At 37.3% G+C, this 16019-nt stretch carries 12 protein-coding genes; 11 read left to right on the top strand and 1 reads right to left on the bottom strand.

What is annotated here, in order from left to right; all coding sequences use genetic code 11:
• Nucleotides 1–22 precede the first annotated feature (22 nt).
• Complete coding sequence (locus BANA01_RS09575) at nucleotides 23–2257, top strand: helix-turn-helix transcriptional regulator (protein ID WP_235847096.1); 2235 nt, start codon at nucleotides 23–25, stop codon at nucleotides 2255–2257.
• Between the two features lie 60 nt (nucleotides 2258–2317).
• Here the strand turns inward: BANA01_RS09575 and BANA01_RS09580 are convergent, their stop codons facing one another.
• Nucleotides 2318–3202, bottom strand: coding sequence for a carbohydrate ABC transporter permease (locus BANA01_RS09580; RefSeq protein ID WP_063252891.1), 885 nt, complete (start codon nucleotides 3200–3202; stop codon nucleotides 2318–2320).
• Between the two features lie 382 nt (nucleotides 3203–3584).
• Between BANA01_RS09580 and BANA01_RS09585 the strand changes: the two genes are divergently transcribed.
• The 10 genes from BANA01_RS09585 (at nucleotide 3585) to BANA01_RS09630 (ending at nucleotide 16018) form a co-directional block, all read left to right on the top strand.
• On the top strand, nucleotides 3585–4499 hold the full coding sequence (locus tag BANA01_RS09585) for an ABC transporter permease (RefSeq protein WP_235847099.1): 915 nt from the start codon (nucleotides 3585–3587) through the stop codon (nucleotides 4497–4499).
• Nucleotides 4500–4520: 21 nt separating this feature from the next.
• Entirely contained in the window at nucleotides 4521–5204 is a 684-nt protein-coding gene (locus tag BANA01_RS09590) for a YesL family protein (RefSeq protein WP_063252896.1), read from the top strand.
• Nucleotides 5149–6678, top strand: coding sequence for an extracellular solute-binding protein (locus BANA01_RS09595; protein ID WP_063252898.1), 1530 nt, complete (start codon nucleotides 5149–5151; stop codon nucleotides 6676–6678). Before BANA01_RS09590 ends, BANA01_RS09595 begins: the two co-directional genes overlap by 56 nt.
• A 102-nt stretch (nucleotides 6679–6780) precedes the next feature.
• Nucleotides 6781–7896: a glycoside hydrolase family 88/105 protein gene (locus BANA01_RS09600; protein ID WP_063252961.1), complete on the top strand. Its 1116-nt coding sequence runs from the start codon at nucleotides 6781–6783 to the stop codon at nucleotides 7894–7896.
• A 4-nt stretch (nucleotides 7897–7900) separates the two neighbouring features.
• Nucleotides 7901–9235, top strand: coding sequence for a glycoside hydrolase family 28 protein (locus BANA01_RS09605; protein WP_063252900.1), 1335 nt, complete (start codon nucleotides 7901–7903; stop codon nucleotides 9233–9235).
• Complete coding sequence (locus tag BANA01_RS09610) at nucleotides 9232–10131, top strand: dienelactone hydrolase family protein (protein WP_411834099.1); 900 nt, start codon at nucleotides 9232–9234, stop codon at nucleotides 10129–10131. The genes BANA01_RS09605 and BANA01_RS09610 overlap by 4 nt, the downstream gene beginning before the upstream one ends.
• On the top strand, nucleotides 10101–11039 hold the full coding sequence (locus BANA01_RS09615; RefSeq protein WP_063252902.1) for a pectinesterase family protein: 939 nt from the start codon (nucleotides 10101–10103) through the stop codon (nucleotides 11037–11039). The genes BANA01_RS09610 and BANA01_RS09615 overlap by 31 nt, the downstream gene beginning before the upstream one ends.
• 19 nt (nucleotides 11040–11058) lie before the next feature.
• On the top strand, nucleotides 11059–11520 hold the full coding sequence (locus tag BANA01_RS09620) for a DUF4064 domain-containing protein (RefSeq protein ID WP_063252904.1): 462 nt from the start codon (nucleotides 11059–11061) through the stop codon (nucleotides 11518–11520).
• A complete protein-coding gene (locus BANA01_RS09625) occupies nucleotides 11477–13054 on the top strand; it encodes a glycoside hydrolase family 43 protein (protein WP_063252909.1) in 1578 nt (525 codons plus the stop codon). The genes BANA01_RS09620 and BANA01_RS09625 overlap by 44 nt, the downstream gene beginning before the upstream one ends.
• Before the next feature lie 21 nt (nucleotides 13055–13075).
• Nucleotides 13076–16018 (top strand): fibronectin type III domain-containing protein, encoded by a 2943-nt coding sequence (locus BANA01_RS09630; RefSeq protein WP_063252911.1) that lies wholly within the window; start codon nucleotides 13076–13078, stop codon nucleotides 16016–16018.
• Nucleotide 16019: the final 1 nt, after the last annotated feature.

The following is a 16019-nucleotide window of genomic DNA, read 5'->3' on the forward strand; positions in this document are numbered from 1 at the left end:
TTGGACAATAACTAACGAAGGAGTGAAATTATTGAGAAAGGCAAGAGTGTTTTACAAGCTGTTTATCCCGTTTTTCTTAGTGGGTATAGGGCTTGTGATTGGATTTAGCATATTTATCTATAATTCCACTTATAATTCCGTTGAGGAAAGTTTCTTAAAGGATAAGAAAAATTATACGAAACAAATTTTAAACAATGTTGAACAAAAAGTAAGAACCATTGAATATGGATATACTGCTTATAGTGCAACTTCTAATTTTGAAGAGATCTTTAAGAATCCCTTAACAGGTAAAGATTTTGATATATATCGAGATATCAAAAAAGAGATGAGTTACATTGAAATGATGGGGATAGAAGGCAGTAATAATAGTTTAATAAGCTTGGAAGGGAACTGGGGAATCATTAGCGGTTCTTTAAAGGCACTAACAGCAGAGGAAGTTACTGAATACAAAAATACATATATTAACAATAATAACAATAACCTTTTTTGGAAACCGATAAAATCTGGAATCGAAATGGTTATGACTTTACCGATGTATAAAAGGGAAAAGTTTGCTTTAGGTATATCATATATTCCTAGAAGAAGTATTGAACAGATTATAGGTGACCAAAACAATCGAGTAGAAATTTATAATAAAAAAAATCAATTACTATACTCTAGCATGATGAAGAATAGTGAAGTGAAAAAAGGCAGTTTTCAAGATTTTAAATCAGTAGCTAACGAAAGTGGGCAAACTGCCAATGTATTAGAAACAAATGAAGGAAAGAAATATGTTTATATGCAGTCTGATTATAATCGTTGGCTTTATGTAGTGGAGATAGATGAAAAAGAAATTGGCAGTATTATTCATAATACACGAGTTGGCCTTTTTATTGTTTCGGCTCTATTGATTGTTTTAGTAGGAATTATTTCATATGTTTTGGCAGTTTCATACACGCGACCGATAAAAAAAATACAAGAAAAACTGGACATTCAGGGAGTACATAAAAAACAAAATGAATTTTCCTTTTTGGCGGACTCTATCGATAAAATTGTGGGGCAAAACGAGGTGTTAACTGCTAGCCTTTCTATTCAGAAACCTCAATTGGAGACATTATTTGTATTAAGTTTATTTAGAAAACGAATCTCTGAAAACGATGTAAAGAATCGTTTGGAACAATTTGGCTACCATTTTGAAGAGGAAAAGGTGTTTTATACAGGTTTAATACAAATTGACAACTATGATCATCAACAAGTTGGAGATAAAAATCTTTTATTATTGGCCATTAATAATATCGTAGGAGAAATTGTCCCAAAGTACGAATGCTTAAATCCAATCGTTTTGAATGATGAAATGCAAGCAACAATCTTTATCTTAGATAAAAGTGATCAAGAACCTGAGCGTCGGATTATGAAGTTTTATGAAGAAATCCGAGAGGCAGTGAAAAAATCGCTGAATATCATCATAAGTGTTGGTATTAGCCCAATCTATGATTCGTTAATTGATAGTAAAAAAGCGGTAGACTTAGCAAAAGAATCGCTTCATTATCGTGTAAATGTTGGACCTGAATCAATTATTTTCTATAATGATATTTCTTCAATGTTAAATGACGCGTCCATTTCCAAATTCCCTGTGGAATTACTTAATGAGTTATTAAATGCTGTTCGCTCTGGTCACGAGGAAGACGTCATGCATATGGTCGATCGGCTTGTAGAAGAGATCTTTCGTCAAAATAAAAATCCTATTAGTTTGGGAGTTACCTTAATACGGGTAATAAATGAACTCGTACAATTAGGGCAACTATTAGGTGCTGAATCGAAAATCTTTGAAAATATAAAGAAATTGTATCAAGCTGCCATGAATGCCTATTATCCCGAACCAATTAAGGAAATGTTAATTAACGATTTAATTAAACCCGTTATTATAAGTACACACGATAAGACAGAAAGAGGATTTAAATCTTTATCAGAAAAAATCGTATATATTGTCCAAACTGAATACGACCAGGAAATTTCCCTGGATATTATTGCAGATCGATTGCATTACAATCCTAACTATTTAAGCAATGTATTTAAAAAGGAGTATGGGGAGAATTTTGTAGACTATCTCATGAATTACCGTCTACAAATGGCACAAAGCTTGTTGAAGGATACCAATTTGGCCATCAAAGAAATCGCTGAACGATTACAATATCGAAATTCCCAAAATTTCATTCGTTTCTTCAAGAAAAAATTAGGAATGACCCCAGGTGATTATCGTAAGGAATATATGCATTAGGTTCATTTCCATCAAAAAAAAAGCTTCTACAGCAGAAGCTTTTTTTGTTGGAAATTTATATTATCCTTTTACTGATCCAACTAACGCACCTTTGACAAAGTATTTTTGCACAAATGGGTAAGCAATTAACATTGGAACAGTAGCGATTACAATAACAGCCATTTTAATTGTTTGAGCAGGAGGTACAACATCTACTGAGGAGCCTTCTGCTTGCATACCACTAGAGACAATGACTATTTGTCGTAATAGTACTTGTATCGGCCACTTGGTAGAATCATTGATGTAAAGAATGGCTGTCATATACGTATTCCAATAGGTGACTGCATAGAACAAAGAAATGGTAGCGATTGATGGTAAGGCTAGTGGCAGCATGATTTTAACAAAGACGCCAAAATCTGTGCAGCCATCCATTTTAGCCGATTCTTCTAAACTATCAGGTAAGGCTTGGAAGAAGTTTCTCATAATAATTAAGTTGAACGCATTAATTGCAACAGGCAAGATTAATGACCAATAAGAATCAATTAAACCAACAGATTTAACAACTAAGAAGGTTGGAATCATACCGCCGCTGAACAGCATGGAGAAAACAACAATAAAGTTAATCGAATTTCTCCCTACTAGATATCTTCGAGATAAGCCGTACGCCATTAAAGCAGTTAGAACCATACTAACCAAAGTACCGATACCCGTTACGCCAATCGAAACAGCTAATGACTTAAAGAGGGTAGGGGTTGATAAGATATAGCGATAGGCATCCAAAGAAAAAGTACGTGGAAATAAAATAAACTTTCTTGCTACCACTTCCTGAGTAGAAGCAAATGAACTTGCGATCACATTGACAAATGGAAGAAAACAGATAAGTGCAATCAATATTAGAATCGATCCATTAATAATGGGAAAGACTAGGCCTCCTTTGTTTCTTTTATTCTTTTTCGTTTTCTTCATGTAAATCCTCCTCGTATCAAAATAATAAGCCATCTTTAGTAAGATAAACCAACCTTATCATTGGCCCCAAATTACGTATATAATCAATATCCCACTATTAATAAAACAACAAAGAGAGCGTTTACAATGCGAAAAAATTACTCTATAAACTGATAATCACAACCAGTGAAAAACTATCATTATGGTGGATAGCATATAAAAAAACCTTGATACCAAAGGGATTTGTAAGCGTAATCATAAAATGATTATGTACGTAATTTTTCAATTTCAGTATGCTTAAAACAAGAAAGGAAAACAAAATGAATAGAGGAGGAATGAAATGGAAGGTGCTGTAAACCAAAATAATCAACCCTTGCCCATTTTGACATCAAGGGAGCTAAAAATGAAAAAAAGGCAAAAAATCATTGCGGGATTAAAAACGAATAAGTTCTTATATTTTATGATCTTTCCTGGGTTACTTTATTTCATTATATTTAAGTACTTACCGATGGCTGGTCTCATTATTGCGTTTCAAGACTATCAGCCATTCTTAGGGATTTTAGGAAGTCCATGGGTTGGTCTCAAACATTTTATTCGTTTATTTACTGAACCTACTTTTTTCATGTTATTAAAGAATACGTTAATATTGTTTGCGTTAAATCTCGTAATCTTTTTTCCAATGCCAATTATCGTAGCTCTCATGCTGAATGAAGTGAAGAATCGATATTTTAAAGCTGGAATTCAAACGATTATCTATATTCCTCACTTTATGTCTTGGGTAATTATTGTTTCCATCTCTTTTATCTTTTTGAATGTGGATGGCGGTATTATTAATGAATTCTTAGCTTCAATAGGAATGGAGAAAATTAGCTTCTTAACTGCACCTGATTGGACTAGGACCATTTACATCGGACAAATCATCTGGAAAGAATTAGGGTGGTCAACAATCATTTATCTAGCTGCTATTACAGCAGTAGATACTCAATTATATGAAGCAGCTGAAATGGATGGTGCTGGTCGTCTTCGAAAAACTTGGCATGTAACATTACCTGCTATTCGTCCAGTTATTATTACTCTATTAATCTTGAAGATTGGCAGCACCTTGGATCTAGGATTTGAACATATGTACCTTTTACTTAACTCCTTAAACCGCAGTGTTGCAGAAATTTTCGATACTTATATCTATACGGCAGGTTTAAAAAATGGACAGTTGAGTTTCAGTACTGCTGTAGGTTTATTTAAAGGGCTTGTTGGATTGGTATTGGTCATCCTTGCGAATAAACTAGCGAAAAAATTTGGAGAAGATGGAGTGTATTAGAGGAGAGAAGGAGGGGATATCATGCTGAAATCTGTGGAAAGGTTAAACCACGTTTTAACAATCATCCTTAACTTGGTATACGTAAATTTCTTATGGGTACTCTTTACCATTTTTGGATTAGGCATCTTCGGTATTGGCCCCTCCACTTATGCCTTGGTTAGTATTTGCAGGCAATGGGTGCGCGGACAAAGCCAGCCTGTTTTCAAGACCTACTGGAAGTATTACAAAGAAAGTTTCAGAGAGTCTGTCATCATAAGTTGGATTTATCTAATAGGCGGGATCGTTTTAATTGTTGATTTAATGCATGTTTCCAATTGGTATATTAGAGTCGTATTATTTGTAATTAGTTTTATGTATTTATTATCACTCGTTTATATCTTTCCGATTATGGCTCATTATAATTGGAAGGGAATTCGCATTAAAATCAAGATGTCTCTATTATTTGGGTTTTCGTGCCTCCAGTATGCACTTGTTTTATTTTTAGTTGCTGGTGTAATTTATTGGGCAGCAGCCAACTTTGTTCCAGGGGTTTTAACCTTTTTAGGTATTAGTTTCTTATTCTATTTAATTACTTGGACAGCAAATCAAGTGTTTACAAGAATGGAAACGATGGATGCCGAAGAGCTAGAAGATAAATATATTCACCAAAATGCAAAGGAGAATTGGGATGAAAAAACAAAAAGTATCAAAGTTAGCCAGTGTTAGTTTAGCAGGTGCGCTTTTATTAGCGGGGTGCAACAGTACAGCATCGAACGAAAAAGATTCAGCAAAGGAAGTTGACAAAAACAGTACCGCAGAAATTTCTTGGTTAAACATTCTGCATACAGCTTCGCCGCCGACAGATACAGTATTAGACCAAATCGAGAAAAAAACAAATACAGAAATTAAATTTTCTTGGATCCCAGATGCCTCAAAAGAGGAACGTCTAAATACAGCATTAGCTTCCGATTCATTAGCAGATATTGTTACTTTAACCATTTTGGAGAATTCTTCTGTTCGTAATGCCTTGAAATCAGGGATGTTCTGGAATGTAGAAGATTATCTAGATGAGTTCCCTAATCTAAAAGCGATTACAAAAGACATTCGTGTCTCAGCCTCAATTGAAGGTAAATTATACGGCATTCCGTTCCAAAAAGATTTAGCACGAAATGGTGTTGTCATTCGGAAAGATTGGTTAGATAAAGTAGGTTTGGCTGTTCCAAAAACAACAGAAGAATTAATGGAAGTAGCGAAAGCGTTTACAGAAAAGGATCCGGATGGAAATGGAAAAAATGATACGACTGGATTTATGGATCGTAGTGATTTAATCTTTGGTGCCTTCAAAACATTAGGTTCGTACCACGGCACTCCAAATAATTGGCAGGTGGATAAAAAGGGCAATTTTACCGCTGAGTTTGAAACAGATGGCTATATTAAAACGATGGACTACATGAAAGAGTTATATGAAAACGGCTGGATCAACAAGGACTTTGCTGTAACAGCCAAAACAGATCAGCAGCAAAACTTTGCACAAGGCAAGGCGGGTATTTATGTTGGTGCCTTATTCGACGCTAAAAATCTTCAAACAATGGCGGCAGGTATCCAGGACAATATGGAACTTGCTTTAGTCAATGATATGACATCTGATTCAAATTCTGAACGAGCCATTTGGTCTGCAGGGAATGGTATTGGCGGACTTCTCGCATTCCCGCGTTCGGAAGTAAAGGATGAAGCAGAGTTAAAACGTCTTCTTCAATTTGTAAATGATTTAATCGATCCTGAAACCTATACGCTAATGACCTACGGTATTGAAGGTACACATTATAAACTCAATGATGAGGGTGCATATGAGATTATTAACCAAGATTTATGGCAGCAAGAAGTTCAGCCATTTGCAGCTTCACGTCCGAAAGAAAGCGGTTTTGGTCTAAAGGATCCTAACCCAATTAAAGCACTAGCAGATGAAATGATTGCTGAAAACGCAGAATATGCTGTCTTTAACCCTGCGGTACCTTTAGAATCACCAACTTTCACTACACAAGGTTCAGAATTGCAAAAGATTATTACGGACGCTACTTATCAATACATTTTGGGTGAAATCTCACTCGATGATTTTAAGAAAGCCGTTAAAAATTGGAATGACCAAGGCGGAAAAACAATAAAAGAGGAATACAAAGCAGCATATAACGAGGCAAAATAATCACCAGTGGAGGTCTTTTTATTGAATTTGTTCAATAAGAATACCTCCATTCTACATCCTGCGTATCAAAATAATAGAAAAGAGAATAGGAGCGTGATCGTGATGAATTGGTCCATTAAAACAGCAAACTCAATTATGGAAAGGCTGCCTCGTTTATATGAAGACAAAGGATATAAAGGAAAGTGGTCTTATGATTATGGGGTGATATTTAAAGGTTTTGAAAGAGTTTGGAGGCAAACAGGAGAAGCAAAATATTTTAATTATATCAAAGAAAACATGGATTACTTTATTCAAGAAGATGGATCCATTAAAGGGTATCATCTCGATGAATATAATATCGATCATATCAATAATGGAAAAATGTTATTTGTCCTATACAAGGAAACCGGAGAAGAAAAGTATAAAAAAGCTGCTGAATTATTACGCAGTCAGCTCGAAACACACCCCAGAACATCGGAAGGTGCATTTTGGCATAAACAAATTTATCCCTATCAAATTTGGCTGGATGGTTTGTACATGGGCTCACCTTTTTATGCAGAGTATCAAACAACCTTTGCTAATGGAGAAGGGTTAGAAGATATCATTCGTCAGTTTACCATTAGCTATCAACATTTACTAGATGAAAAGACAGGGCTTTTATATCATGCCTGGGATGAGAAAAAGGTGCAGCCTTGGGCCAATAAAGAAACAGGTTTGTCTGAAAACTTTTGGGGGCGCTCAATGGGCTGGTATTTATTAGCGTTAGTAGATACCTTAGAAATTTTGCCAGAAGATACACCGAATCGGTACTCTCTTGTACAGATTACAGAGAAAACATTGAAAGCTCTTGTAAACTATCAAGATGAATCAAGTGGTGTCTGGTATCAAGTACCAGATAAGAGACATGAAAAGGGTAATTACTTAGAAGCTTCCTGCAGCAGCATGTTTGTATGTGCAATAGCAAAAGGGATTCGTCTGGGGGTTCTGGATCGAAATGTATGGGAAAACCAATTAAGAAAATCGCATCAAGGATTATTGGACGAATTTGTATTGCTAACAAAAGAAGGCTGGGTGAATTTAAATAAGAATTGTCAGGTTGCTGGTTTAGGAGGACATGACAAGCGTGATGGTACCTATACCTATTACATTAGTGAGCCGATTATATGTAATGACCAAAAAGGGCTCGGTGCGTTTTTACAAGCTTTAGCTGAATTTGAAGAAGTAATGAATAAGGAGTAAATATATGACCACTTACGATATTACCGAATTCGGTGCAAGAAACGATGGGAGTTTATGTACGCAATTTATCCAGAAGGCCATTGATGAAGCCACTGAAAACGGCGGCGGACAAATCTTGATTCCGTCAGGTGTCTTTTTCACAGGTGCTTTGTTTTTAAAAAATAATGTTGAATTGCATTTATCTGCAGGGAGCACTTTAAAATTTTCGGATGAACAAGAGGACTATCCAGTGGTCGTTTCTCGTTGGGAAGGTGTTGTGCGAGAGGTTTATGCGTCTTGTATCTATGCAGAAGATGCACAAAATATTTCTATTACTGGTTTTGGCAGAATTGATGGCAATGGGGAGAAATGGTGGCATATTTTCCGCAATGAGCGAGAAAAGCTGGCATATCCACGTCCGAAATTGATTAGTTTTGATGGATGTGAGCACATCTCCATTCGAGATGTAACCTTAATCAATTCACCAAGCTGGACCGTGAATCCGATTCGTTGTCACGATGTAACAGTCGATAATCTATCTATTATCAACCCATCAGACTCACCTAATACGGATGGAATTGACCCAGAATCTTGTAAAAACGTAAGAATCAGCAACTGCCACATTGATGTAGGGGATGACTGTATTGCGATTAAATCGGGCACGGAAGATACTGCTGAAAGGGTATCTTGTGAAAACATTACGATTACCAACTGTACAATGGTTCACGGCCATGGGGCAGTGGTATTTGGCAGTGAGATGAGTGGGGATATTCGGAATGTTACGATTAGCAACTGCACCTTCCAGGATACCGATCGAGGAATTCGCTTTAAATCACGGCGTGGACGTGGAGGAGTCGTGGAAGATATTCGTGTCGACAATATTGTTATGGAACGGGTAATGTGTCCATTTATTTTGAACCTATATTACTTCTGTGGGCCAAAAGGAAAGGATAAATATGTTTGGGATAAAAACCCCTATCCAATAACGGAAGAAACACCGATGTTTAGACGAATCCATTTTGCTAATATTACCGCTCGAAATGTTCATGCATCCGCTGGTTTTATCTATGGCTTAGCGGAGCAATATGTTTCCGAGATAACATTTAATAATATTGATATTTCTATGGCAGAAAATGCGATTCCAGGGAAACCTGCGATGATGGCAGGAATAGAGGATATGAATAATCGAGGTTTTTATGTAGGATTCTCCAAAGACATCCTATTTAATCGCATAACCATAGAGAATCATGAAGGTCCAGCTTTCCATGTTGAGTATAGCGAGGAAGTAGAGATTACCCATTGCAAGTCAAAGAATACAAAGTCTGAAGAAGTACTCCTTAAGGAAGTAGGGGTAGTGTGATTGAAAAAAGGCGTAGTCAACTGATTGATTTGTTAGGGGAACGTACACAATCGGAAAACCTATCTGCACAATTAATTAGTCTAGAGAAGAGACAGGGGTATGTTTTAGAAAGTTTAATGCTGCATTTAAATGACATTGAAACTGTCCCCACTTATTTTGCTAAACCATTGAATGCGGTTGAACCTTTACCAACAGTTATCTTTAATCATTCACATGGCGGCAATTTTGAACAAGGGAAAGAAGAACTCTTAACCAGCAGCTCTTATTTGCAAAACCCTTCCTTCCTTGAAGAGATAATCGAACTTGGGTTTGCTGTTTGTTCAATAGATATGTGGGGCTTTAACCAACGCAAAGGCAAACAAGAAAGTGAATTGGTAAAGGAAATGCTATTAGATGGCCAGACTCTGTGGGGGATGCGGATATTCGATAACATGGCACTGCTAGATTATCTGGAAACGCGGTCCGATGTAGCTCACACCAGAATAGCCACAATTGGAATGTCAATGGGTGGATTAATGAGCTGGTGGCTGGCAGCACTAGATGAGCGTATAAAGGTCACAGTCGACATCGCAGCACAAGTGGATATCGAGACATTAAAACAGAAACGTGGTTTGGATCATCATGGATTCTATTATTATGTTCCTGGGTTTCTAAAATATTTTTCTACACTAGCAGTTCAAGAAATGATTGCCCCAAGGCCACGTCTTAGTATGATCGGTAAGGATGATCGAATGTGTCCCATTGATGGAGCAGAATTTTTAAACGAACGATTGAAAAAGACATATGAACAACAATCTGTTTCTCAAAATTGGGAAGGCCGAATTCTCACAGGGGGACATCAGGAAACAAAGGAAATGAGAGCATTATGGAAGACATTCTTAAAAAAACACCTTTAATTTTTCTAAAAAGTCTAATTGTAGGAAGAAAAGAAATTTGTGATTTTTCGAGTATTCAAGATGCTCTAGATAGCTGTCGTGACGTAGAGGGACCGGTAAAAATAACGGTTTTAAGTGGATTGTATTATGAAAATATTGCCTTATATCAATCAAATATTACATTGATAGGAATAGGTTTTGTTAGGATTATCGGAAATCGTTACGCACTACAAAAAGATGAACATCTACGGGAAATAGGTACATTTCAGACCGCGACTCTGTTTATCAACGGTGAAAATATTTGTTTAGAAAATATCGAGATTAGTAATATTGCAGGACCCGGTGAAAAGGTGGGCCAGGCGATTGCCTTATATAGTGAAGGAAACAACGTAACCTTTAAAAATTGTTCTTTTAGAGGGCAGCAAGACACCATTTGTCTGGGGCCGCTGCCAGAAATGCAAAAAAATGGCCAGCCTTTTTCTACTCCTGAAATAAGGACGATATATACAGAAAACAAGAGTCATTTTATTCATTGCTATATAGAAGGAACTGTTGATTATATTTTTGGTGGTGGTGAAGCAGTGTTTGAAAGCTGTGAAATTAAGTCATTGAAGAGACCAAACAACAAAGATGGCTATGTTACTGCTGCCTCAACTTCAAAAAATAAAAAAGGTTTTTATTTTAATCAATGTTTTATTACGGCTGACGCAGATGTTAAAAATGTCTTTTTAGGAAGACCATGGCGCCCCTACTCGAAAACTACATTTGCCAACTGTGTGATAGGTTCACATATACATCCAAATAGATGGGATGATTGGGGAAACAAAGCTAATAGAATAACGGTAACTTATAAGGAGATCAACAATCTATATAGCGATCAAGGTGATAGGAACAAGTTAGATTGGGTTGATTTCATACAACTAGATTAATAGGAAAGGAACATGGAGAATGAAGCGGAAATGGGAAGTGATAATTGGAATAGCAGCTGTGATACTTTGTGTGATTTTCTTAGGCGGGTTTTCATTAACAATCACTTCTATGGAAGAGAGTACTTACACGACAACGGTTTTTCCGATCCTACAGGAGGGGGTTTCGGAGGAATATGTTTCAGAGAGCTTTGAAGCAGTGAAAGCGTTAGCTACATGGTTTGGTGTTACGCTGCTGATCGTATTTATCCTAGTTGCTTTTGCTGCATTATCGATTTGGCGGAATAAGTATCCTAAAAGGGGAGCTGTTCTCTTTATTTGTACCGGCTTAGTAACATTAATGGGTACACAATTTATTGCTTTTCCTATTGCTTTTCTCTTTTTTATTGCAGCCGGCTTGTGCCTGTTTAGAAAATTAAAGGAAAAAGAAGGAGTAGAAAATGTATCAAACAAAAATTACCAATCCGATTTTACCAGGATTTAATCCAGATCCATTTATTCTAAAGGTAGAAGATACGTATTATATTGCTGTTTCTTCTTTTGAATGGCTGCCAGGTGTACGCATTTATCATTCAAAGGATTTAGTCAATTGGGAACATGAAACCGATATTTTAACGAATCAAGTAGATTTACGCGGTAATCCACAAAACGGAAGTATTTGGGCGCCGCAACTTAGTTACTCTGAAGGTTTATTTTTTCTAGTCTATACCGATGTAAAAAGTACAAAACGGCCATTTAAAGACAGTCATAATTATCTAATTTCAGCACCTAGTATCAATGGTCCATGGTCGACACCCGTGTACTTGAATAGCAGCGGTTTTGATCCCTCTTTATTCCACGATACCGATGGACGTAAGTGGCTGTTAAATGAAATTTGGGATTATCGATTAGAAACAGGCAATAAATCAGCAGGAGTTGTTCTTCAAGAATACGACCCTGAAAAACAAATGTTAACAGGACCTGTCTATAAAATTTTTGATGGTACAGAATTGGCAAAAACAGAAGCTCCACATATTTATCGTCATAATGATTATTACTATTTAATCACCGCAGAAGGTGGAACAGGTTCTGGCCACTCTGTAACGGTCTGCCGTGCAAAAGAACTCACTGGACCATATGAATTGGATCCTCACTATCCAATGTTGACTGCTAGTGATAAACCTGAATCACCATTGCAATGTTCGGGTCACGGCAGTATTATTCAGACCCCAATGGGCAACTGGTATATGGTCTATTTGTGCACCCGGCCATTAATGGGAAAAGCAGCGATACTAGGACGTGAAACGGCTATTCAAGAAGTTTACTGGACAGAAGATGGCTGGCTGCGATTAGTAGATGGAGGCAATGGACCATTGGCAGAAACAGAGATCATAACGGCAGAACCAGTTGTACAAGAGATTAATACAAACTTCCGTGATAATTTTACAGGTGTCCTCGATAAAGAGTGGAATAGCCTCCGTATATTGGCGGATGACTCTTGGTGTGATTTAACTAGCAGAGAAGGGTATTTACGTTTAATCTCTGGTGATTCCATTCAATCGTTATTTGAACATCATATATTGGCCATCCGTCAAAAAGATTTCCAGTTTCATGCATCTACGAAAATTGACTATACCCCAAGAACATATAATCAAATGGCTGGATTACTGCTGTACTTAAATGATAGTAATTACCTTTATTCCTACCTGACTTATGATGAGGAAAAAGGCCGTGTTCTTCGCTTGATGAAATGCTTAGATGGTGAATTTACTTTAGCTCCAGACATTATTCCAACAGAAGAGGGCGAAGTAGAGTTAAAGATTGAAGTCAACGGACCAGTTGGAAGGTTTTATTATAACATGGGTGACAAATCACATTGGCAAGGACTTGGAGAACCACAAGACTTGTTATTCCTGGCGGGAGGATTTACCGGTAACTTTGTAGGAATAGCAGTTCATGATATGGACCGGAAAGCGGGATCCTATGCGGATTTTGATTTCTTTGAATACCGTGGACTTGATCGTAGTAACAATAATTAATCATAAAGGTGGTTTGGATAGTTGAGGAAATTTAAGGTTAGTATTTATATTTTACTAGTATTTTTACTAGTACTCAGTCAATTTAGTGCGACAGCTTTAGCAAAAGGACAATCTTCATCTAGTAATCTTCCAGCTCCAGTAAACCTACAGATACCCAACCTTGCTGCTGACGAAGACAGTATAACCCTTGTTTGGGAGAAGCCTGAAGATTATCAGGAGATTACAGATTTTAATGTCTATATGGATGGCAAGAAAATAGGCAGCTCTTTAAAAGATAATAACGGCCCAGCAAAAGCATATATTGATAATTTTTATAAGAATATTGATAAAGATGATTTCCATGTTGATATTCTTATTCATAATTTTATGGTAGAAAACCTTAAACCAAACAAATCTTATGAATTTTATGTAACCTCAGTTAATGCAGAAGGAATCGAATCAGCTCCTTCCAATACAGTTGTTGGGAAAACTACAGCAGTACCGGAAATTTTCAATATTGTCGATTTTGGTGCAACACCAGATGATGAAACAAAAGATACAAAAGCCATACAAGCTGCCATTGACGCGGCGACACCAGGAGCAAAGGTTTTAATTCCAGAAGGAAAGTTTATCTCTGGAGAATTTTGGCTTAAGTCCGATATGACACTGCAAGTAGATGGATATTTACAGGGGTCATCAGATGCGGAAGATTATAGCATGAATTTCTGGCTGTATGATTACTCGACCGATGAGCGTTCTTACTCCCTAATCAATGCTCATACGTACGATTATGGCAGCCTAAAGAATATTAGAATAGTAGGAAACGGGATCATTGATGGTAACGGATGGAAATATGATAAAAGCCATCCAACGATTGATGAACTAGGCAAAGAGCTTCCTCGTCTAGTTGCAGGTAATAACACTAAAGTTACAGGGGATGTAAAAGTAGTAAATGGAGAAATGAGTCCTTTAAATCCTGAGGCAGAGAGCACTTTCGGAATACTAGCTGCAAAGCAGTCTTACGCTGCTCAAGTAATGGGGATGGATGCAAAATCTGCTTATTCTGGACGATCCAATCTGATTACGGTTCGCGGGGTAGACGGGATGTATTATGAGGGAATTACCCAGCTCAATCCAGCTAACCACGGGATTGTAAACCTTCACAGTAAAAACATTGTTGTCAATGGCACCATTTCCAAGACATACGATGGAAATAATGCAGATGGATATGAGTTCGGCGATTCTCAAAACATTATGGTCTTCAATAACTTCGTAGATACTGGAGATGATGCGATTAACTTTGCCTCTGGAATGGGACAGGCAGCTGCTGAAAAAGAACCAACGGGAAATGCATGGATTTTTAATAACTATATTCGTGAAGGTCACGGTGGAGTGGTAACAGGTAGTCATACTGGCAGTTGGATACAAGATTTTGTTGTAGAAGATAACATTATGTATAAAACAGACGTTGGCTTACGCAGTAAAACGAATACTCCGATGGGCGGCGGAGCAAGAAATATCTTGTTCAGAGATAATGCATTAGAGGGAATAGATGGAGATGGTCCATTTGTTTTCACTTCTGCTTATACGGATGCGAATGCTTCAATCCTTTATGAACCAGCTCAAAAAATATCCCAATTTAGAGATATGGAGATTGTCAATACAACCGTACGCAACCAAGGCGGCAGTAAGAAACAGTCTATCTTAGTAAGTGGTAATGATGATGTAGGGGAAGTCTACCACGAAAATATTACCTTCAGAAATGTGAAATTTGATAATGTCTTTTCTGTAAATATGGATTACGCTAAGGATTTTAAATTTATTAATGTAGCTTTTACAAACGTCAAAGATAATGGTGGAAATCCATGGAGAATCAAAAACTCAACAGGGCTAGTGTTTGAAGATACAACACAGTCTCCTGAAAATGCTATCCAGAAACCGCAATGGTCAGAAACAGCAACAGTCCAAGCAGAAGCTTCATCAGATGGAAAGAGTGTTACCTTAACTTGGGATAAAGCGACAGATGATACTGCTGTTTCAGGGTACACAATATATAAAGACGGAGAAAAAATAGATTCTAATTATACGACAACGCCGAATTCAAGCTATACCGTTAAGGGATTATCTCCGGATAGAGAATACACGTTTAAGGTTGAAGCCGCTGATGCAACTGGGAATCGTACTTCTGATGGTCCTGAAGTGACAATAAAAACTCCTGGTACAGCGGATGTAGAAGCGCCAGTGCTTCCTAAAAATACTGAAATTTCAGAACCCACTATTAAAATACCTGCTAATGAAACCTTTAGTGGAAAAGAAGCTGATGTTGTTTATGCCGGCTTCACTTGGGCCTCTGTTGCTTGGAACGCCGCGAGTGATGATGTTGGGATTGCAGGATATAACGTTTATGCTAACGGAAAGTTACATGGATTTGTTAAATCTAGTAAATACACGCTAACAAATCTTCAGCCAGGTACAAAATATGTGATTGAAGTGGAAGCAGTCGACCAAGCAGGAAATAAGACTCGTTATGACAGTTCGCTTGAAATCAAAACGGCGGTTCCATATGCCATTGGGGCTCCATCCTTTGATGGCGGGTTGACGGCTGCGATTGGAAAGGATGGAACGAGTGTTTCTTTGTCTTGGAACAAGGCAGCTGCCATAAACCAAGAAGTCATAGGGTACCGTGTATATGTTAATGGACAGCCGATTAAGCAGGAAGGAGTTGAATTTACTCCAATCAATGCGGAAATGACTACTTCTGAAACGAATTACACTGTTACAGGACTTAAACAAGGCGAGAAATATACGTTTAAAGTAGAAGCTGTAGGACGTGGAATCAAATATTCCAAACGAGAAAGACTCTCCGGTACAATTTTAAACGGTCTTGTAAAAGTTGACGGGTATCGCTGGAGTGGTAAGGGGCCGAGTGAAACGGTTCATCTGATTCCTGGTAAAGCGGTTAGTGAGGAAGCGAAAAATAAGTAAC

Source organism: Neobacillus niacini NBRC 15566 (genome assembly GCF_001591505.1).
GTDB lineage: Bacteria > Bacillota > Bacilli > Bacillales > Cytobacillaceae > Neobacillus > Neobacillus niacini.